This is a genomic window from Chloracidobacterium sp. (genome assembly GCA_016720705.1).
GTDB lineage: Bacteria > Acidobacteriota > Blastocatellia > Pyrinomonadales > Pyrinomonadaceae > OLB17.
The window spans coordinates 692,457-712,224 of record JADKKB010000005.1; the positions used below are offsets into that span (position 1 = coordinate 692,457).

At 51.6% G+C, this 19,768-nt stretch carries 18 protein-coding genes; 12 read left to right on the forward strand and 6 right to left on the reverse strand.

All coding sequences use genetic code 11. The features are described from left to right. Window positions 1-39: 39 nt before the first annotated feature. From rpmF to IPQ00_06450, 8 genes are all read left to right on the forward strand, one after another. Window positions 40-225: a 50S ribosomal protein L32 gene (gene rpmF, locus IPQ00_06415; protein MBL0240196.1), complete on the forward strand. Its 186-nt coding sequence runs from the start codon at window positions 40-42 to the stop codon at window positions 223-225. A gap of 42 nt (window positions 226-267) precedes the next feature. Further along, window positions 268-1,254 (forward strand): ketoacyl-ACP synthase III, encoded by a 987-nt coding sequence (locus IPQ00_06420; protein MBL0240197.1) that lies wholly within the window; start codon window positions 268-270, stop codon window positions 1,252-1,254. 59 nt (window positions 1,255-1,313) lie between these two features. After that, the gene (gene fabD, locus IPQ00_06425; GenBank protein MBL0240198.1) at window positions 1,314-2,246 is read left to right on the forward strand and encodes an ACP S-malonyltransferase; all 933 of its coding nucleotides are present in this window, start codon (window positions 1,314-1,316) and stop codon (window positions 2,244-2,246) included. Between the two features lie 14 nt (window positions 2,247-2,260). Next, window positions 2,261-2,500: an acyl carrier protein gene (locus tag IPQ00_06430; protein ID MBL0240199.1), complete on the forward strand. Its 240-nt coding sequence runs from the start codon at window positions 2,261-2,263 to the stop codon at window positions 2,498-2,500. A gap of 80 nt (window positions 2,501-2,580) precedes the next feature. Continuing rightward, the gene (gene fabF, locus IPQ00_06435) at window positions 2,581-3,822 is read left to right on the forward strand and encodes a beta-ketoacyl-ACP synthase II (protein ID MBL0240200.1); all 1,242 of its coding nucleotides are present in this window, start codon (window positions 2,581-2,583) and stop codon (window positions 3,820-3,822) included. 12 nt (window positions 3,823-3,834) lie between these two features. Further along, window positions 3,835-4,611, forward strand: coding sequence for an electron transfer flavoprotein subunit beta/FixA family protein (locus tag IPQ00_06440; protein MBL0240201.1), 777 nt, complete (start codon window positions 3,835-3,837; stop codon window positions 4,609-4,611). Between the two features lie 191 nt (window positions 4,612-4,802). Beyond that, window positions 4,803-6,539: a VCBS repeat-containing protein gene (locus IPQ00_06445; protein MBL0240202.1), complete on the forward strand. Its 1,737-nt coding sequence runs from the start codon at window positions 4,803-4,805 to the stop codon at window positions 6,537-6,539. A gap of 105 nt (window positions 6,540-6,644) precedes the next feature. Further along, the gene (locus tag IPQ00_06450; protein MBL0240203.1) at window positions 6,645-7,619 is read left to right on the forward strand and encodes an electron transfer flavoprotein subunit alpha/FixB family protein; all 975 of its coding nucleotides are present in this window, start codon (window positions 6,645-6,647) and stop codon (window positions 7,617-7,619) included. A gap of 320 nt (window positions 7,620-7,939) precedes the next feature. Here IPQ00_06450 and IPQ00_06455 read toward each other — a convergent pair whose 3' ends face one another. Together IPQ00_06455 and IPQ00_06460 are read right to left on the reverse strand one after the other, a co-directional pair. Continuing rightward, window positions 7,940-8,281 carry a helix-turn-helix transcriptional regulator gene (locus IPQ00_06455; GenBank protein ID MBL0240204.1) on the reverse strand — a complete coding sequence of 114 codons (342 nt, stop codon included), beginning with the start codon at window positions 8,279-8,281 and terminating at the stop codon, window positions 7,940-7,942. Window positions 8,282-8,413: 132 nt separating this feature from the next. Then, window positions 8,414-9,769: an acetyl ornithine aminotransferase family protein gene (locus IPQ00_06460; protein ID MBL0240205.1), complete on the reverse strand. Its 1,356-nt coding sequence runs from the start codon at window positions 9,767-9,769 to the stop codon at window positions 8,414-8,416. A gap of 240 nt (window positions 9,770-10,009) precedes the next feature. Here IPQ00_06460 and IPQ00_06465 point away from each other — a divergent pair, with 240 nt between their 5' ends. Next, window positions 10,010-12,022, forward strand: coding sequence for a thioredoxin domain-containing protein (locus IPQ00_06465; GenBank protein ID MBL0240206.1), 2,013 nt, complete (start codon window positions 10,010-10,012; stop codon window positions 12,020-12,022). A 94-nt stretch (window positions 12,023-12,116) separates the two neighbouring features. On the opposite strand, the gene IPQ00_06470 is transcribed toward IPQ00_06465, so the two are convergent. Both IPQ00_06470 and IPQ00_06475 read right to left on the reverse strand, forming a co-directional pair. Beyond that, window positions 12,117-12,413, reverse strand: a complete 297-nt coding sequence (locus IPQ00_06470; GenBank protein MBL0240207.1) for a hypothetical protein — start codon at window positions 12,411-12,413, stop codon at window positions 12,117-12,119. A 270-nt stretch (window positions 12,414-12,683) separates the two neighbouring features. Next, a complete protein-coding gene (locus IPQ00_06475) occupies window positions 12,684-12,968 on the reverse strand; it encodes a hypothetical protein (protein MBL0240208.1) in 285 nt (94 codons plus the stop codon). 329 nt (window positions 12,969-13,297) lie between these two features. Here IPQ00_06475 and IPQ00_06480 point away from each other — a divergent pair, with 329 nt between their 5' ends. Together IPQ00_06480 and IPQ00_06485 are read left to right on the forward strand one after the other, a co-directional pair. Further along, the gene (locus IPQ00_06480) at window positions 13,298-14,572 is read left to right on the forward strand and encodes a GGDEF domain-containing protein (protein ID MBL0240209.1); all 1,275 of its coding nucleotides are present in this window, start codon (window positions 13,298-13,300) and stop codon (window positions 14,570-14,572) included. A gap of 91 nt (window positions 14,573-14,663) precedes the next feature. Further along, the gene (locus IPQ00_06485) at window positions 14,664-16,067 is read left to right on the forward strand and encodes an MBL fold metallo-hydrolase (GenBank protein MBL0240210.1); all 1,404 of its coding nucleotides are present in this window, start codon (window positions 14,664-14,666) and stop codon (window positions 16,065-16,067) included. 53 nt (window positions 16,068-16,120) lie between these two features. Here the strand turns inward: IPQ00_06485 and IPQ00_06490 are convergent, their stop codons facing one another. After that, the gene (locus IPQ00_06490; protein MBL0240211.1) at window positions 16,121-17,386 is read right to left on the reverse strand and encodes an ABC transporter permease; all 1,266 of its coding nucleotides are present in this window, start codon (window positions 17,384-17,386) and stop codon (window positions 16,121-16,123) included. A 29-nt stretch (window positions 17,387-17,415) separates the two neighbouring features. Next, a complete protein-coding gene (locus IPQ00_06495; protein MBL0240212.1) occupies window positions 17,416-18,663 on the reverse strand; it encodes an ABC transporter permease in 1,248 nt (415 codons plus the stop codon). A gap of 181 nt (window positions 18,664-18,844) precedes the next feature. Here IPQ00_06495 and sucD point away from each other — a divergent pair, with 181 nt between their 5' ends. Next, a complete protein-coding gene (gene sucD / locus IPQ00_06500; GenBank protein MBL0240213.1) occupies window positions 18,845-19,729 on the forward strand; it encodes a succinate--CoA ligase subunit alpha in 885 nt (294 codons plus the stop codon). The last annotated feature ends 39 nt before the right edge of the window (window positions 19,730-19,768 follow it).

A 19,768-nucleotide genomic window follows, 5' to 3' on the forward strand; every position in this document is an offset into this window, starting at 1 on the left:
TTAAAAGTACCGGCTGCGGCAAATTAATTTGAGGTAAAAATGCCAAATCCAAAACGAAGACATTCGCACGCTCGTACGCGTACCCGCCGTGCTCACGATGCCCTGAAAACCCCGCAGTTCTATCTTGACAAGGATACGGGAGAGGCCAAGGTGCCGCATCGCATCGATGCCAAGACAGGTATGTACAAGGGCCGAAAGATCATTGACGTCAAAGACTCTGAATAGACTTTTGAAATTTCTTAAATTTTGAGTTCTAATTCAAACCTAATGACAGGACATAATGCGGGAATCATCGGGATGGGGCACGCTTATCCGGAAGGTATTTTGACAAATGCCGACCTGGAAAAGATGGTCGAGACCAACGATGAATGGATAACCACGCGGACTGGTATCAAACAGCGTCATAAGGCGGCGGACAACGAATATACCTCGCAATTCGGCACTCGTGCCGCATTGCAGGCTTTGGAGCGCGCTGGGCTTGAGCCCAGCGATATTGATATTATCATCTGCGCGACCACCACCCCGGACCAGATAATGCCCTCGACGGGTGCATTGATCCAGGCTGAGATCGGAGCTACAAATGCGGCCGCAATGGACGTTTTTGCTGCTTGTTCCGGATTTATATACGGATTGACGATGGTCGAGTCGATGATCCGGACGGGCCAGATACGGTATGCTCTGGTGATCGGTGCCGAGGTTTTGACTAAGTACGTTGACTACACGGACCGCGGGACTTGTGTTATCTTCGGCGACGGTGCGGGAGCCGCAGTCGTCGGCCCGGTAGCTGCGGGCAAAGGTATTCTTGCAACTAAGATCCGCTCCGACGGGCGATACGCGGAGCAACTTTACGCTCCGGGTGGCGGCACCAAATTGGGGACATCGCATCAAACTATCGACGACCGCCAGCACTTCTTTAAGATGAAGGGCAATGAACTGTTTAAGATAGCGGTGCGTTCGATGGCTGACATCTCGGCGGAAATGGTCGAAAAGGCAGGGTACACGGTGGACGATGTTGATGTCGTCATACCGCATCAGGCAAATCAGCGCATTACCGATGCAGTAGCTTCGCGGTTAAACATTCCGGAAGAAAAGGTCTATTCAAATATCGCTGAAATGGGCAACACATCGTCTGCGTCGATCCCGATCGCTCTGGACGAGTGTATTCAATCCGGCCTGATCAAAGAGGGAAGCCTGGTTCTACTTACGGCATTTGGCGGCGGCGTTACCTGGGGCGGAACGGTAATAAGATTTTAGGGCTCTGACGCCCCGCCCATATTTACTTGAAGGTATTTGTGGGCAGTAGCAAATCGAGGATGACCAAGATCGCATATATTTTCCCCGGACAAGGCAGCCAGGCTGTCGGGATGGGGAGAGAACTATTTGAAAATTTTGCTGCTGCTCGCGAGGTGTTTGAGGCGGCGGACGAGGCATTGGGCTTTTCGCTCTCCGAACTTTGTTTTTCGGGTGACGAGGCCGACTTGCAATTGACGGCGAACACGCAACCGGCGATCTTAACAATGTCGGTTGCTGCATACTACGCATCGCTCGCCGAGGGACTAGCGGAGCCTGATTTTGTCGCCGGCCATAGTTTGGGGGAGTACTCAGCTCTAGTGGCGGCGGGAGTTCTCGATTTTGCCGACGCAGTGCGAACCGTGCGTAAACGCGGAACGTATATGCAGGAAGCGGTGCCGGTCGGTGTCGGGGCAATGGCAGCCATACTGGGCTTGAGCGTTGCAGACGTCGAGGCGGGATGTGTCGTGGCGGCCCAAGGGCAAATCTGTAGCCCCGCGAACATAAATTCGCCGTCCCAGATCGTGATCGCCGGGGACTCGGCAGCAGTTGATAGGGCTTGTGAGATATTAAAAGAAATGGGTGCGAAGCGGGCGATCAGGCTGAACGTGTCCGCACCGTTTCACTGTGCACTGATGATGCCGGCACAGGAAAGATTGAATTCGGACCTGAAACAGCTCGAATACGGCAACTTTGCGATGCCGATAGTTCACAATGTTGACGCGGCATCGAACGCTGATGAGTCTTTGGTTTGCCAAAAGCTCACTGAGCAAGTCTCGTCACCGGTGCGTTGGCTGCAATCTATCGAGGATCTCACGACGATTGGTGTCGGGAAATTTGTTGAGATCGGCCCGGGAAAAGTTTTGTGTGGTTTGGTGCGGCAGATAAACCGAGAGGTTTCTTACGCAAACATTGAAGATAAGTCTAGTTTGAGCAATACATTGGATACTCTATAAACAAAGGAGAAATTATGTCAGAAGTACAGGATAAGATTAAACAGATCATCGTCGACGAACTTGGTGTGGACGAAGCAGAAGTTACAGAAAATGCTCGGTTCATCGAGGATCTCGGTGCTGATTCGCTGGATCTGGTGGAACTCGTTATGCGTTTCGAAGAGGAATTCGACATCGAGATCCCCGACGAAGACGCCGAGAAGATCCAGGCAGTTCGCGACGCATATGCGTATGTCGAACAGCATAAAGCTGCTTAGTTTTCTTGGGTCGTGAATCGCTGACCGTTCGTTGAGCGGGCCAATGGTTCACGATTCTCGTTTTTCAATATACATACATTATGAAACGACGTGTCGTAGTTACAGGACTCGGGGTGGTAACGGCGTGCGGTAACGACGTGCCGACCACCTGGCAGGCGTTGATGAACTGCCAGAGCGGTGCTGACTATATCAAAAAGTTTGATGCCGAAGCGTATTCGGCCAAATTTGCGTGCGAAGTAAAGAACTTTGACCCGCTAAGCTTTTTGGATAAAAAGGAAGCACGGCGAATGGGTGCGTTTACGCATTTTGCATTGGCCGCGTCCGATGAGGCAGTCAAGCATAGCGGACTTGTCATTGACGAGAGCAATGCCGAAATGGTCGGAACTTACATCAGTTCGGGCATTGGGGATTTCTGGGCGATCGAGCGTGAGCACGAAAAGTTGCTCAAGTCGGGTCCGGATCGCGTTTCGCCATTCTTTATCGTTTCGGCGATCGTCAATCTTGCTTCCGGCAATGTTTCGATCCGTCACGGGGCAAAGGGGCCGAATTCGGCCACTGCAACGGCCTGTTCGGCAGGAGCACACGCGATCGGCGACAGCTTTCGGATCATCGAACGCGGCGATGCCGACGCGATGATCTGCGGCGGTGCTGAAAGCGCAATTACACCTATGTCCGTCGCAGGATTTGCCTCGATGAGGGCTCTTTCTACGCGAAATGATGACCCGAAACACGCGTCACGTCCATTTGACCGCGAAAGGGACGGATTTGTTATAGGTGAAGGTGCGGGCATCTTGATCCTTGAGGAACTAGAGTTCGCTAAGGCCCGCGGTGCCAATATTTTGGCTGAGATCGTCGGATACGGTATGAGCGGCGATGCGTTTCACGTGACGATGCCTGACGAGAGCGGTTCGGGAGCGATCCGTGTTATGCAGCGTGCACTCAAGGATGCAGGACTTGCTCCGGAGCAGATCGGGTACATCAATGCCCACGGCACCTCGACACCTTATAACGACAAATTTGAAACGCTCGCGATCAAAAAGGTCTTTGGCGAAAATGCGTACAATATCCCCGTCAGCTCGACCAAATCTATGACGGGCCACGCACTGGGTGCCGCCGGCGGTCTCGAAGCCGTTTTTTCAGTGAAAGTCCTGCAAGAAGACAAAATTCCTCCGACGATAAATTACGAATTTCCCGATCCCGATTGCGATCTCGACTACGTTCCAAACGCTCCCCGTGATGGTCGAGTCGATTACGTTTTGTCAAATAATTTCGGATTTGGCGGAACTAATGCTTGCTTGATTTTCAAACGATACGCGGAGTAGTAGGATTAAAGTATGAAGATTATCGTACTAATGAAGCAGGTCGCCAATAAGGATGCAGTTCTTCGCATCGCGGCTGACGAAAAATGGATCAATGAGGCTGATATCTCGCAGCAGACCAACGAGTCTGACGGATATGCCCTTGAGGAAGCTCTACGGACCGTTGAGGCCAAAGGCGGCGGTGAGGTAGTTGTATGTTCACTCGGACCTCAGTCGGCCAAAACCGTGATCAAGGACGCCCTAGCTCGCGGAGCAGATCGTGCGATCCACGTCGTCGTCGATGACAGCAAATCATTGTCCTCGTATCAGATCGCCAGGGCGATCGCTGACGCGATACGTGAAGAAAATGCGGATCTGGTATTCACCGGCCTGCAGTCCGACGATGCAAGTTATGGCCAAACCGGCGTTATACTCGCTGAGCTGCTAGGAATACCGCACGCAACGATCGTGATCGAGGTGGAGAAAGCAAGCATAGGTGAATCGATCCGAGTCAAACGTGAGCTTGAGAGTGGTTGGTATCAGTGGTTTACGTACAAACTGCCGTCGCTACTTACGATTCAATCAGGAATCTCACAGATCCGATATGCTTCACTAAAAGGCATTATGGCCGCGAAAAAGAAGGAAATTCGCGAGGTGACACCGACGTTGGATGCTTTTGCGTCTGCGGCAAAGATCGAGAAGGTCTATCTGCCACTTAAATCTAAGCAGACACAAATGCTCGGGAACGGCGACGCTAAGGCTGGTGCCGTCGAACTCGTCGAGAAACTCAAGAACGAGGTTCGAGTTATTTGAGTCTTTCAAAAATTTGATCGAAAGAAAGTCCGAACGTTGTTCGGGCTTTTTTGCGTTTACGGGCACGGTAGGATATCCTAAACGAAATTAATATTCACTTTATCTCAACTGCCAAAGGGCTTTATCGACGGATCGGTGCCTGTTCGAACAAAATAACGGCGGCCGACCCACATCCACAAAGGAGACCGACTATGGTTAGGAATTCACGATTTGCAAGATTCTTTGGCGTCGCAGCGGCAATCGCTGCCTTTGCCGCAGTTTCATCGGCACAGGTTATTTACAGCAATGGCGGACTGGCAACCGGAGCAACGTCCAGATCCGGCGTGGCGGCACCAGCCGGGACGCAGTGGGCTGAGGTTCAGAGTAATACCGGCGATACAGTCGGAAGCAATACTAATTCCGGCGTTGGATGTCAGGTGATCGGAGTGACCACCGACAATCGATGTGCGGACGATTTTATTGTCCCACGGGGAGAGACCTGGACGGTCAATTCGATCACCCTGTACGTTTATCAAACCGGTTTTGCGGGCGTGACCAGTCCGGTGACCGCTGTCAATATGCGGATTTGGAATGGTGTTCCGGAGGCTCCCGGAAGTACGATCGTGTTTGGTGACACCACGACTAACCGTCTCGGAACGTCGGTAAACTCAAACTTGTTTAGGGTCTTTAACTCGACAGTGCCGGCTCCCGGCACCGTCCCGGGAACTACGAGGATCATTTGGGAAACCACCGCAAATGTCGCCCCGGCCGCGGTTCTGCCGGCAGGGTATTATTGGGTTGAATTCCAGATCGATGCGGGAGCTAGCGGCAACTTTGCGCCGGGTGTAACGACCGTTGGCAGTCGCGGCTCGGTTCTTTACAACGGCATTCAGAAAATTGGTGCAGCGGCATTTGCCGGGATAATCGAAGGCGGCAACCCCGCTGCAATCGCCGATTATGGCATAGATTTTCCGTTTAAGGTCAATGGCACGGTGGCGGGTACTATCGGACCACGTCGCTCACGAACGGTCGATTTCAACGGTGATAATAAGACTGACTTTGGTATTGCACGATCAGCGAGTGTAGCAGGGCAGACTACCTGGCAGATCCTGGACAGCACAGCCGCCGTCAGCGGTGCTGCGTGGGGAACCGGCGTCGGTTTTGCCGGCGGCGACCGTGCGGTGCCTGAGGATTTCGACGGCGATGGCAAGACCGACATTGCGGTATGGCGTCCGGGGGCGGCAACAGTGGCTTCGTTCTACATACTGCAGAGTGCAACAAGCACGCTGCGTGCTGAGGCATTTGGCCAAACCGGTGACGACCCAAGTGTTGTTGACGATTATGATGGTGACGGTAAGGCGGATCTAGCGGTCTATCGTGATGGCGGAGCAGGCCAAAGTTTCTTCTACTATCGTTCGGCTGCCAACGGACCTGTCACTTATGTACCTTGGGGCATCGGCGGCGACAAACCGGCACCGGGTGACTATGATGGCGACGGCAAGGCTGATTTCGCCGTACATCGTAACGAGGCCGGCAGTGCACGCCACTATCACATGCGTTCGACCGAGGGCTTTGTGACCGTTCAATTCGGCTTGTTCACGGATAAATTTGTCGCAGGCGACTATGACGGAGATAACAAGACGGATATCTGTGCGGTACGTGCAAATGGATCGGTCTTTGACTGGTACCTGTTACGGAGCGGTAACGGAACCCTTGCAACCTCGGCATCACTGGGTGGTTTTGGTAATCCAACGACCGACTATATTACGCCGGGCGACTACGACGGTGATAACAAGACCGATTTCGCTGTCTGGCGAACTGCGGTTGCTGATAACGGTGTTTTCTATTTGGCACCGTCGAACTCAGCCCTCTCGGGTACAAAATGGGGAAGCACGTCAGGCATTTTGACGGCGCCTGATTATCCGGTGGCCAACTACAACGTCCATTGATCCAATGACGGCATTTAGCCGGTGAAATTGCAGAGTGAGGCTTTGTCAAAAAGGCCTTTCTCTGCAATACTTTTTTGTAGAAGCTTCTGGAGAAATTACTACTAAATGAGCAACATTCTAGTATTCATCGAACATAAAGATTGCGTCCTTAACAAAACCTCGCTTGAGGCGATCGCTGCGGCACAGAGCATTGCCAAGGATCTCGGTCTGACCGTCTCCGCCGTATTGCCCTGCGATAAGGATTGTTCGATTGCACAAGAGATCGCCGTTTATGATATCGCGAAGGTCATTGTTGCAAAGAATGAAAAGCTTGCGACATACACTCCCGACGGTTACGCCGATGCGTGGGAGCAGGTGATAAAGGCCGAAAACCCGCAGTATGTCGTTATGTCGCACACCTACCAAGTGCGTGATTTTGCTCCGAAGGTTGCAGCCCGTATGGGCCGCGAAGTAGTCGGTGACTGCATACGCTATCGGGCCGAGGGCGGCAAACTCGTTCTTACGCGCCGCATATTTCTGGGCAAGCTAGACGCTGACGTTACGATCGGCGGCGATGCACCTTATTTTGTAACTTTTCAATCCGGGGCATTTCGTGGTGATAACGCGGCGAAGGGAAGTGCATCCGTAGTTACGATGGATGTTGCCATCGGCGAAGTTCGGATGACTCCCGAAGCTCCGTTCCAGGAAGCCAAGGCTTCGGTCGATTTGACAAAATCAGAAGTGATCGTGGCCGTCGGGCGCGGTATCAAGTCGCAAGAGAATATTGCGGTAGCTCAGCAACTTGCGGACGTTCTAGGGGCCGACCTCGCTGCTTCGCGGCCGATCTGCGACAGTGACTGGCTTCCGATCGACCGTCAGATCGGTTCGTCGGGCCAGACGGTTGCTCCAAAGCTGTATATAGCTCTCGGCATCTCAGGAGCGATCCAGCATATCGTCGGCATGAAAAACGCCGGCACGATCGTAGCTATAAACAAGGATGCCGAAGCACCGATCTTCGATATTGCGGATTACGGCATCGTCGGCGACCTCTTTGAGGCAGTTCCCGTTATGATTGAAGAAGTCAAAAAGGCAAAGTCCTAAGATAGAGCGATCGATTTTAAGTGAAAGGCACGTACTGGAGTTTCTCCCGTACGTGCCTTTCTAGGTTTTGGGCGGCCTCTCTATCGGCAGTGTTGATTTTCGCCATTGGGAACATCCCATGATATACGCATCCCGGCGGTTCTCGTTATGGCGGGGATTGTCATTCCATCAAGATATGCAGTTTGGTCCGCCACGAAGTTTCCAACTTGTCTAAAAGTGAATCTTAGTATTGCTGTGATGGGCGACGGAATTGAGTGCCGAAGTTTGATGGGCATCCCGGTACAGTCCGACGATAGGACTCTTTTAATGCGAACTTGCCCTCATTCAAACGGTAGCATCGGTTCGTCAATATTCTCGTTCGCTAAGTGATCATCCGATCCGTTGGTCTGATGAACTCCACGTTCTTTAACCGTTGTAAACTGTCTGACCCATCTTCCGAGTTCCTTCATCGTCTCGTGGTTTACAAAGTAGATTCGCTGTTGGGCACGCTTTTCCACTCGTACAAGTTTTGCCAAGCGTAAGGCTTTGAGGTGCTGTGATATTGCCGGAGGGCTCGATGTAAATTCCTTATATATCTCGCTCGCAGCCATATTACCATTCGTGATTAACCGCTCGAGTATCGTGCTCCGGGTCGGGTCCGCGATGGCGGCAAATACGTCCATCGTTTGATGATAAAGATATTGCTTAATTAAGGCAATGTGGAAATACGGTGGCTTTACCGCAGAGACAGAAAAAAGCACGGCATGGCTGCGAGCCCAAACCGTGCTTTTTGATTAAATGACTTTGGCCGTAGCCTAAACCGATGCCGCGATCGCGGCGTCAAAGATCTCAAGTGCAACGTCGGCGTTTTCCTTGGTTAAGATCAGCGGCGGTGACCATCGAATGACACTTGTGCCGCATCCGAGAATGATCAATCCACGATTGAAACATTCCATTTCAATACGGTCGCGAAGCGCGGCATCAGCCTTACCGGTAGATCTGCTCTCGACAAACTCGACGCCCAGCATCAAACCGAGTCCGCGAACGTCACCGATACATTCATATTTGTCCTGCAGGCGACGCAATCCTGCCTCAAGATACGCACCGACATCACGGGAGTTGTCGACGAGCCCGCCTTCGAGTAATTCGATCGTCTTGAGTGCAGATGCGATCGCCACCGGATTTCCACCGAAAGTCGATGCGTGAGCACCCTTATGCCAGTCCATTATGTCGGCCTTCGCCGTGCAGACACCGATCGGCATTCCCGAACCGATACCCTTAGCCATACAGACGATGTCGGCCTTGATGCCTTCGTGATGGTCAAGTGCAAACATTTTTCCGGTTCGACCCATCCCTGATTGGACTTCGTCGATTATCATCATTATGCCGTGTTCGTCACAAATACGACGGATCTCACGAATAAACTGGGTGGGTGCGGGAATGTACCCACCCTCGCCCTGTACGACCTCGATCACGATGCCTGCGACCTCTTCGGGCGGCGTGGTCGTATTGAAGAGTCGGTCTTCGATCCAACTGACAGTGCCCATACAGCAGGTGCCGTCGGAGCATTTGCCAAGATTGAAAGGGCATTGATAGCAATTCGGGTACGGAACGTGGACGACGTCGAGTGTCTGGCGCATAAATCCAAGCCGCTGAGCTTTCTTTGACGAAGTCAACGACAATGCCCCGAGCGTACGGCCGTGGAACGATCCGAAAAACGAGATAAATTTCTGTCGGCGAGTGTGATACATCGCCAGTTTTAATGCGGTCTCGATCGCCTCGGCTCCGCTGTTTGCAAAATGTGATTTCGTGGGGCCTTCGATCGGTACGATCTCGTCCAGCTTTTTACCAAGTGCCGGCATATGGCGGTAATAATAATCAGTGCCACATAGATGGATCAGTTCGGCGGCCTGATCTGAGATCGCCTTAACGATCTCAGGATGGCAATGACCGGTCGAGCAGACAGCGACGCCCGCATTGCAATCTAGAAATATATTTCCGTCCGGATCTTCGATCCAGACGCCATAGCCCTTTTCAGCTACGAGTTTATAGTCGGGACGCGGATAGCTCGGTGTGACGTATTGTGCGTCGGCATTGATGATCTCAAGTGCCTTCGGGCCGGGTAGAGCTGTTTTGATAACGGGACGCTGTAGTTCTGTATTTGGCTGCATAATATTCTCCAATGTATGGGTTAAACCTCGCTGATCACCCTGTGGTTAATGAGATCTGAATCTCAAGCCGGTGCTTGAGTTTTGGACACGAGGAGATTAGTCGCCGCCGAAAAGATCGGCACGCTGCCAAGCCGGACGAAGTTTTGCTACACAACGAGCTGTCATATAGGAATATGCCGCTAATATATCAGAATCGGTGCCTCGTTTCAAAAAAAGGCCCGAGCGTGAAAGAATATGGGAATGGATAACTCGCATAAGTTCACAAATCACCTGATCACCGAAACTAGCCCGTACCTTCTGCAGCACGCTCATAATCCCGTTGACTGGTATCCGTGGGGCGACGAGGCCTTTGCAAAGGCTTCGGCCGAGGATAAGCCGGTCTTGGTCAGCATTGGATATTCGGCGTGCCATTGGTGTCACGTGATGGAGCACGAATCATTTGAGGACGAAGCTACCGCGGCGATAATGAACGAGCATTTCGTTAACATCAAAGTCGATATGGAGGAGCGCCCGGATGTCGATCAGATCTATATGAGTTTCGTCCAGATGACGACCGGACGCGGCGGTTGGCCGATGAATGTCTTTATCACACCCGACAAACGACCATTCTACGGCGGCACGTATTTCCCACCGGCACCGCGATATGGAATGCCGTCGTGGCGGCAGATACTCAAAGGCATAGCTGACACGTACCGAAATAAACGTGAAGACCTTATCGAGTCGGCCGATCGAATTGTCGGTGAACTTAAGAAAATGAGCGTTGTCGAGGCTGCGACCGGAACGCTATCGACGGAGATGCTCGACTCGGCGTTTACAAGCTTTACACAGACGTTCGACGCTGTTAACGGAGGCTTTGGCGGAGCCCCGAAATTTCCGGCTGCAATGTCGTTAGAGTTTTTGCTCCAATATTATCACCGAACCGGAGACGATAAGGCTCTGTCGATCGTGACCTTCACCCTAGAAAAAATGGCTCGCGGCGGTATTTACGACCAGCTCGGCGGCGGTTTTCACCGATATGCGGTCGATGCGATCTGGCTGGTGCCGCATTTCGAAAAGATGTTGTACGACAACGCACAATTGATCCGCGTATATCTTCACGCGTACCAGCTTACGGGCGAGGAGTTTTTTAAGCGTATCGCCACCGAGTGCTTGGAATATATTAAACGCGAGATGCTCGATGAGTCAGGCGGGTTCTATTCGACACAAGACGCCGATAGCGAGGGCGTCGAAGGAAAGTTTTTTGTATGGGAGCCGGAGGAGATCAAACAGATCCTGGGCGACGATGCCGGCGCCGAGTTTTGTGCCTACTTTGACGTTTCAAAAAATGGAAATTTTGAAGGCGAGAATATCTTAAATGTTAAAACTCTGGGCACATCGCCTAGTGATTGCGTTCGAGAAGGCATTCATAAGCTATTCGCAGCCAGAGAGCAACGCATCAAGCCCTTTAGAGATGAGAAGGTATTGACCGCTTGGAACGGCCTGATGCTGGGAGCCTTTGCGGACGCCGCGGGCGTACTAGGAAATAAGGAATATCTACAAATCGCCAGATCGAACGCGGAATTCATCAAAAGGGAATTGTCGCGTGACGGGCGACTTTTGCGGACCTGGAAGGACGGCACTGCCAAATTGAACGGCTACATCGAGGACTATGCGAATGTTGCAGATGGCCTGATCGAGCTTTTTCAGGTTTCGGGAGAATTCGAGCATCTGATCGAGGCCCAGCGATTGACGGATCTGATGATCACGGAGTTTTGGGACGCAGACAATGGCGGATTTTTCTTTACGTCTAATGATCACGAGGAACTGGTAGTCCGCAATAAAGATTTCTACGACAACGCAACACCCTCTGGGAATTCGGTTGCTGCGGACGTATTGCTAAAGCTTGCGAAGTTGACGGGCGACGCAAAATACGAGCGGTTCGCGATCACGGTGCTGAGGCTTGCGGCTTCGCAGATCCGGCGTCATCCGCAGGGATTCGGCCGATCGTTGTCTGCTCTCGAATTTCATCTAGCAGAAACGAAAGAGATCGTCGTTGTCGGTGAAACGGGTAACGAACTCGAACGGGCGATCCTTGCCAAATATCGACCGGATTCAGTCGTGTTGCTGGACAACGGCAATGCTCCCGCGGAAATACCGCTACTCACGGATCGACCGAAGGTTGACGGCAAAGCAACATTGTATGTTTGTAGGAATTTTGTCTGTAGTCGGCCTGTGACTGATATTGCGGAATTGGATGCCGTCATCAACGGATAGTCAATTGTGTCGACTTGTGTATGGCACATACGGAAGACAAAAAAAACTCGACCGCCTTAGACGATCGAGTTTTTTAATTGTTTGGCGAACCAAACTATTTCTTGACGTTTGCGTTAGCAGCCGGTGCATTGGCAGCAGGTGCGTTAGCAGCGGGTGCGTTGGTTGCCGGCGGCTTAACAGCGTTTGCAACGGTGTTAGCAGCTGTGTTGGCAGCGGTTGCAGCGGTGTTGGCGGCATTTGCCATTACGTTAGCGGCATTAGCCATTGTGTTAGCAGCCGTGTTGGTTGCGTTAGCAGCCTTATTAGCTGCGGTGTTGGTAGCAGCTTCGCCGCATGCCATTCCCAAAGCGCCCATCGTAAGGACCGCTGAAAGTGCAATTACTTTTTTCATAAAAATCGATTCTCCTGTCTTCTACAAAGATTAGATCTAATTTAATTTACCATCCCGGCCGTGCGAACACGTCCGATGTCCCTCATCTTTCTATTTTTCGGAACAATCGATAATATAGTTGCCAAAGCCACTTAAGTCAACCCTAAAAATGTCACTTCAACGCGTTGCGACGATTATTATAAGAGGAAACTATCGCAAACCGATGCAAAAAAAAGAAACACGCCGTTCGAAAACAGCGTGTTTCAGGTTGAAATCAGTTAAACGCTTTAACTATTTCTTGACGTTAGCTGCTGCCGGAGCGTTAGCTGCCGGTGCATTAGCCGAGTGATTGGCAGCCGGTGCGTTCGCAGAGTGATTAGCTGCCGGTGCGTTTGCTGCCGGTGCAACATTGGTTGCCGGTGCAACATTGGTTGCCGGTGTAACATTGGTTGCCGGTGCAACATTGGTGACGTTAGCCGGTTTGTTGGTCGAGTTATTAGCCGGAGCTGCCCCGCCGCAAGCCATACCAAGAGCACCAAGTGCCAAAACTGATGAAAGTGCAATAATCTTTTTCATTTAATTCAAGTCTCCTATCTTCTCAAAGATAATGTTATGTATTTTTAACAAGGATGGCCGAAGCCAACCGCTTCTTGCCTCGGACTCTTTCTTTCCCGAAGCAAGCGTAAGAATAGTCACCCGTCAGTCACCTGTCAACCTAAAAGTGATCAAAAATCAACTTTTTTTCGATATATTTTTTACTCCGAATTACAGTGACTGCGTCGCTCTCTGATGTGCCGATGTTTATTGGGTTCTGCTAAAAAAGTCTTGACTCGGAGCTGGATGAAAAGCTATCGTAATAAATGAGGAATCCCTACCCTCAATGCCCTGTTCCCTCACTCTCCTCAATGAAAGCCAACCTTTCCTCAAAATATAATGTCACCGGCATCGGAATATTTCCGATCATTTTTGTCGCAATTTCGCTCGCAGCAATTGCAGCGTCCTTCGTTTTGGCAAATTCAGTACAAGACTACGGGATAAAATCCCGCGGATTTTCCGCGATCATCGTTGTATATTTGTCGGTCTGTTTCGCCGTTCATTTCTTGAGCTTTCGAAGTTTGGCTGATCGGTCGATAGCGTCGTTTGATCAAAGTGCTGAAGATCGGATCGACGAACAACTCAAGGGAATCGAGGAAGCGGGCGAGTATTTTCGCGGTTCACTTAAGTCGGGAGATGTCTTTCGGCTGGTTTCAAGCCGGGCAAATCAACTTCTGCCGTTTACCGGCAGTGCTTTGTTCGTGGTGGACAAAGCGGTCAGAAGCTTTAAGTCGGTCCACGCTCAGGGCGAAAATGCCGAAAAGTTGACGAACATCGAAACTCCGCTCGATGCCGGACTGGCCGGGCGATGTTTTGAAAGCCGAATGGTGCAGATCGAGCGTGGGGTGAGCGGGTTTAACGAATTGATCCCAGTCGAAGCCCTGTCCGGATTTCGGTCAGCGGCGGCGATCCCGTTAGTTCGAAGCGGCGAAGTGTTTGCCGTTATAACGCTTTATTCGGACTCGCGGACCGCGTTTGACGGAAGTGCCATTACGACGCTCGAAGCGATTGGCGAACGCATCGCTCCTTTAGTCCTGAGTTCGCTGTCATTTGAGCAAAGCCTGTCGAACGCTCTTACTGACCCGGTAACCCATTTGCCGAATGAAAGGGCTTTTCACCTGATACTTGAAAATCAGATCGCCGAGACACAACGGAATCCGGAAAACCGCCCGCTCACGGTGCTGGCACTCGATATTCGAGAATTTGACCAATTTAATCTGAAATACGGACACGTCGCGGGGGATCGCGTGTTGTCGTTGGTCGCGAACACCGTCAAATCACAATTGCGCCAAATGGACTTCTTTGCCCGTGCGTCGAACGATGAATTTTTCGCAATTTTGCCTACGGCAAACGAGGCAATAGCTCACGAGGTGATTTCTCGTATCAATACCTCGCTTTTTACGACTACGTTCTTTGTTAACGATCACGAGACGATCTCGCCGGTACTAAGTTATGGCATCGCATCTTTTGGAGCGGACGGAGAGACCTCAGACCTATTGATGCTGGCGGCCCGGTTGCGAAAAGAACAGGCCAAGGCAAGTACTCCTAGGAAAGTACTATGGTTTCCAAAGGAAGCGATCAATTGACCTTGATCGGGAATATATCAAGTCTAAGATCAGGAATGGCCGGGCAAATGTTCGGTCATTTTCCTTTTATGTATGGTAAATTGAAGTTGATATGGCAACAATAACTTTCTACGGGGGAGTCGGAACTGTAACTGGGTCGAAGTACTTGATAGAGCACAACGGCAAGCGTGTTCTCGTCGATTGTGGCCTCTTTCAGGGCTTAAAAGAGCTGAGAGAACGCAACTGGCAAGATCCGCCGTTTATGCCCTCTGAGATCGACGCCGTGATCATCACGCACGCTCATATAGACCACACCGGCTTTCTACCACGGGTCGTGAAGCTCGGATTTAACGGTCCCGTATTTACATCTCGGGCGACCGGCGATCTTTTGCGAATACTCTTACCGGATTCAGCCAGACTCCAGGAAGAGGAAGCTGATTACCGTAACCGACACGACCTTACGTCCCACGCGCCTGCGTTGCCGCTTTATGACGAAATGGACGCAAGGGCAACGCTGGGGCTTCTAAAACCGGTTTCGAATGATGGCGTCGCAATAAATATCTGCGAAGGTATAAAAGCGAGCTTTATGGTCGCGGGCCATATAATGGGTGCGAGCCTTGTGCTTGTCGAACTTGAAAATGCGCGGCCTGATGGATCTTCGGTACGATTCTTGTTTTCGGGTGATCTTGGCCATTATGATCAGCCTATCGTCAAGGATCCGGCGACGCCCCCAGATTGCGACTATTTAATGTGCGAATCGACCTACGGCAACCGTTTGCACGGAGATGTCGACCCTGAAACGCAAATGGCCAGGATCATCAACGAGGCGTCCCATCGACGAGGGACGGTTCTAATCCCCGCATTTGCGGTCGGACGCACCCAGGAAGTTCTATATATGATCCGCGAACTTGAGGAGAAAAAGCGGATTCCGATACTTCCGGTGATCGTTGATTCGCCAATGGCGTCACAGGCAACTCAGGTCTATAACCGCTGGAATGAAGAGCACGATGAGGAGTACGCCTCGATTCTCGCCTCGCGCAAGCACCCGCTGAGAACTGCGTCGATGATGACTACGTCATCCAGAGACGAGTCAAAACGTCTGAACAATATGCGTGGTGCCAAGATAATTATCTCGGCGTCCGGAATGATGACCGGCGGGCGCGTACTGCATCACGCTATGCGTTTATTGCCGGATGAGAACGCTACCGTAGTATTTGTTGGATACCAGGCGGCAGGAACGACCGGACGGCGAATACTTGAGGGCGAACGCGAAGTTAAAATAATGAAGCATTGGATACCGGTCAATTGCCAGATCGAAACGATCGATGGCTTTTCGGCACACGCAGATTGGCAGGCAGTGCTTCGCTGGCTTAGCGGATTAAAAAATGCACCGAAGACAGTTTTTACCACTCACGGTGAGCCTGATGCTGCACAGGCGATGGCTGAGCATATTCGCGAACGATTTGGGTGGCACGTAGTAGTTCCGCAATACGAGGATACAGTCGAGCTAAAGTAATCGGCCGAAATCGGGCAAAAAATAAATGGCCTGTCCGATGTCCTAGATCGAGGCTATTCGTATCGCAAACACTCGATCGGATCGAGCCGCGAAGCTTTGCGTGCGGGTAGAACGCCAAATATCAGTCCGACACCGACAGACGTTCCGAGTCCGGCAATGATCGCCCATAGCGGCACTTGGGCCGGCATACTCGGGACCAGAAGCATTATCAGATTGCTTATACCAATAGCCGTTGCAACGCCGACCACCCCGCCGAAAAATGTAAGCGTCATTGCTTCGAGCAAAAACTGGAGGACGATCGCATTTTTGGTTGCGCCGATCGCTTTTCGGATTCCGATCTCCTTGGTTCGCTCGGTTACCGAAACGAGCATAATGTTCATCACACCGATGCCGCCCACCAATAGTCCGAGGCACGAAATTGCGATCGCGGCGATCCCCACGCCGCCGATGATACCGTCAAATTGGGCGATAAAGTTGTCGGCCGTCTTGATGTCAAAGTTGTTTGGCTCACCAAATTTGACCTCGCGTCGCTGTCTGAGTATCCCTTCGACTTCGGCGACCGCATCATTTAATTGGCCGGATTTGGCCTGAATGACGGGCCGGAGTTCTTCGCGTGACGGAGCCACTTTACGGGCGGTACGATACGGCATCATAACCTTTCGGTCCTCTTCGTTCTCACCAAAAAAACCTGCCTTTCGTTTTTCAAGAACGCCGATGATCTCCCAGGTCGTTCCGTTCATTCGCACGACCTTTCCCACAACCTCGTTCTCCTTACCAGGAAATAGAGCCTCAACGGTATCAATGCCGACCACCAAGACGTTTCGCCGTTGGTAGTTGTCCGATTCGGTAATAAAACGTCCGTGTTTGACAATAATATTGGTCATTTCGGCGTAATTGGGTTCGACGCCATCGGTGAGTGCCCATCGATAGTTCTTACCTTCGTAAACAAGGTTGTCATCGAAACCGCCGTCAAATGAACCGATACTGGGAGCGACTAGCGAAACGTCTCTGATCGAGCTCGACTGAGTCTGAATAGCTCTTACATCTTCGTCGGTCAGCGGTTTTCGATTTCGTTCATCGCGGCTTCGTGGGCCAAAGCCTGTCGAAAGGTGAAAGGCGTAAATATTGTTTGTGCCGTATTCCTCAACGATCGCAACTATGGAACTTCGTACGCCCGTAAGAATCGAAGCAACAACTATGGCAGTGATGACACCTACAACGATACCGAGGATCGTGAGAAACGATCGGAACTTGTGACTATAGATCGAGTCCAATGCCATTTTCATAACCTCGCGTGGCAATGATGTTGAAAGGCTCATAAGATTGTTGGTCGCGAAGTGCGCGTCGTCTAGTTTTTGGTCAATGCGACGATCGGATCGAGTCGTGCGGCTTTCCATGCGGGATACAGACCCGCAATGACACCTATCAAACTCGAAACGGTAACGGACAAGAGCACATATAGGATCGTAATGGTCATAGTTATGCCCGCAAACAGCGTGATTAGTTGCGTCACAAGCGTGGCGAGCAGCAGGCCGATGATACCGCCGACCACACACAGAACTGACGATTCGATAAGGAACTGAAGTAGTATCTGCTTTCGGGTCGCACCGAGAGCCTTTCGCAATCCGACCTCAAACGTACGTTCGGTGACGGACACGAGCATAATATTCATCACCACGATGCCGCCGACGACCAAAATGATCATCGTGATCGGAACAACAACAGCGGCGATCGCATTGGTAAATTGATCGATCTGACCACCAAGTTCCTTAGTATTGACCAGGCCAAATGTGTCCGGGTCGCTGCCGGAAAGTCCGCGGCGATTTCTGAGCAAAAGCTTTACCTCATCGATCGCTGCGTCGAATGTTTCCGGCGTTCCGCCCTTTCCGTGTATCTGCAAACCGTTGTCTGTCGTGCCGAATATTTGGCGATGCAGTGTGATAGGGATGTAAATGGAGCGGTTAAACGAACTGCCGGGCAGTTCGCCACGTTTGTCCTCGAGGCCGACGATCGTGAGTGGCAGACCGTGCAGTTTGATCGTTTTCCCGATCGGAGACGAATTGGGAAAGTACTTTTGCCGCACGTCATCGGCGATCACACACACTTTCGCAGCGATCGATTCGTCGATCGCGGAGATGAACCTACCCTCGATGATCGATTTATCCTCGATCAAGTCAAAATTTGATGTGACGCCATTGATCGATACCGACGGCATTTCGACGCCGTTTTCGTTAAAATCGGCGTTACCTGACATCTGGGCTCCGACCTCGGAGCAGTTTCTGCAGTTTGCTTTAATGTATGTGTACTCATCCCAGGTCGGCTTTTTGTTACGGCGGTTGGCTCGTTCAAATTCCTCATCGGCCATTCGTCCCGAGAATGCCATCCTAGCGATCATAAAGTGATTGCTGCCGAGAACTTTCGTTATCTGTGTCGAAACATATGAATTTAGTCCGCTGATCGATGCGCCTACAACGACGACCGCCGCGACACCGATGATAATGCCGATCAGCGTCAGAAAGGCTCGAAGTTTGTGCTCGAGTATCGATCTGGAGGCGATCCAGAAAGCGTCGTAATAAAATGAATAAAGGCGTTTCATCGCAATTTCTGAGCGAAAAGTCGCTGTTTTTGGACGTATCGTTGACTAGATGTCGTAGTGGATAACGCCTATCTTGAAATATTTGTTCACGAAAACTTGAATTTCTTGGATTGCCAAGCAAAACGGGCAACGTGCTATACTTTGCCTTTGCTATATATCGTTACTTTTCAGGAGATTTGCATTGAGTATCCTAGTTGATAAGAACACACGTCTGGTCGTCCAGGGCATCACCGGCAAGGAAGGCACGTTTCACACGTTGCAGATGGTCGAATACGGCACTAATGTCGTCGCTGGCGTAACGCCGGGCAAGGGCGGAACTCTACACGAGGGAATTCCGGTTTTTAACACCGTTGCGGACGCCGTCAGAGAGACGGGGGCTAACGCCTCGGTCATTTATGTGCCGCCGGCATTTGCCGCTGACGCAATAATGGAAGCCGCCGATGCGGGGATACCGCTTGTCGTCTGTATTACGGAAGGAATCCCGGTTGCGGATATGGTCAAGGCCAAAGAGTATCTTGCCAGCCGCAACACACGAGTCATCGGGCCGAATTGTCCCGGCATCATATCGCCCGGCAAGTGCAAGATCGGTATTATGCCCGGACATATCCATAAGGAAGGCCGCATCGGCGTCGTTTCGCGTTCAGGTACGCTGACGTATGAGGCAGTCGGGCAATTGACCGCTCTCGGTCTCGGCCAGTCGACCGCTATCGGTATCGGCGGCGATCCGATCATCGGGACGAATCACACAGACGCTCTGAGATTATTTCAGCAAGATCCTGACACGGACGCTATCGTGATGATCGGTGAGATCGGCGGCACCGCGGAGGAAGACGCGGCAGCATATGCGAAGGAACACGTGACCAAGCCGATCGTAGCCTTCATCGCCGGCCAGACCGCACCTCCGGGACGCCGAATGGGCCACGCCGGTGCGATCATCTCCGGTGGCAAAGGCACCGCGGCCGAGAAGATGAAAGCATTGACTGAAGCAGGCATTAAGGTAGTCCAGTCGCCGGCCGATATTGGAGCGGCGATAGTCGAGGTTCTGGCCCAGCGATCGGCTGCCTAAAAACTATTTGCTCACGAAATACGTGGAAAGGCACGAAAC

What these genes read in the sequence shown, in the direction of transcription:
- IPQ00_06430 (MBL0240199.1), top strand. Translation starts at nt 2,261, where the DNA reads ATGTCAGAAGTACAGGATAAGATTAAACAGATCATCGTCGACGAACTT.
- IPQ00_06455 (MBL0240204.1), bottom strand. Translation starts at nt 8,281, where the DNA reads ATGGACGTATTTGCCGCCATCGCGGACCCGACCCGGAGCACGATACTC.
- IPQ00_06495 (MBL0240212.1), bottom strand. Translation starts at nt 18,663, where the DNA reads ATGAAACGCCTTTATTCATTTTATTACGACGCTTTCTGGATCGCCTCC.
- IPQ00_06490 (MBL0240211.1), bottom strand. Translation starts at nt 17,386, where the DNA reads ATGAGCCTTTCAACATCATTGCCACGCGAGGTTATGAAAATGGCATTG.
- IPQ00_06460 (MBL0240205.1), bottom strand. Translation starts at nt 9,769, where the DNA reads ATGCAGCCAAATACAGAACTACAGCGTCCCGTTATCAAAACAGCTCTA.
- IPQ00_06480 (MBL0240209.1), top strand. Translation starts at nt 13,298, where the DNA reads ATGAAAGCCAACCTTTCCTCAAAATATAATGTCACCGGCATCGGAATA.
- rpmF (MBL0240196.1), top strand. Translation starts at nt 40, where the DNA reads ATGCCAAATCCAAAACGAAGACATTCGCACGCTCGTACGCGTACCCGC.
- IPQ00_06470 (MBL0240207.1), bottom strand. Translation starts at nt 12,413, where the DNA reads ATGAAAAAAGTAATTGCACTTTCAGCGGTCCTTACGATGGGCGCTTTG.
- IPQ00_06445 (MBL0240202.1), top strand. Translation starts at nt 4,803, where the DNA reads ATGGTTAGGAATTCACGATTTGCAAGATTCTTTGGCGTCGCAGCGGCA.
- fabF (MBL0240200.1), top strand. Translation starts at nt 2,581, where the DNA reads ATGAAACGACGTGTCGTAGTTACAGGACTCGGGGTGGTAACGGCGTGC.
- IPQ00_06475 (MBL0240208.1), bottom strand. Translation starts at nt 12,968, where the DNA reads ATGAAAAAGATTATTGCACTTTCATCAGTTTTGGCACTTGGTGCTCTT.
- IPQ00_06440 (MBL0240201.1), top strand. Translation starts at nt 3,835, where the DNA reads ATGAAGATTATCGTACTAATGAAGCAGGTCGCCAATAAGGATGCAGTT.
- IPQ00_06485 (MBL0240210.1), top strand. Translation starts at nt 14,664, where the DNA reads ATGGCAACAATAACTTTCTACGGGGGAGTCGGAACTGTAACTGGGTCG.
- fabD (MBL0240198.1), top strand. Translation starts at nt 1,314, where the DNA reads ATGACCAAGATCGCATATATTTTCCCCGGACAAGGCAGCCAGGCTGTC.
- IPQ00_06465 (MBL0240206.1), top strand. Translation starts at nt 10,010, where the DNA reads ATGGATAACTCGCATAAGTTCACAAATCACCTGATCACCGAAACTAGC.
- IPQ00_06420 (MBL0240197.1), top strand. Translation starts at nt 268, where the DNA reads ATGACAGGACATAATGCGGGAATCATCGGGATGGGGCACGCTTATCCG.
- IPQ00_06450 (MBL0240203.1), top strand. Translation starts at nt 6,645, where the DNA reads ATGAGCAACATTCTAGTATTCATCGAACATAAAGATTGCGTCCTTAAC.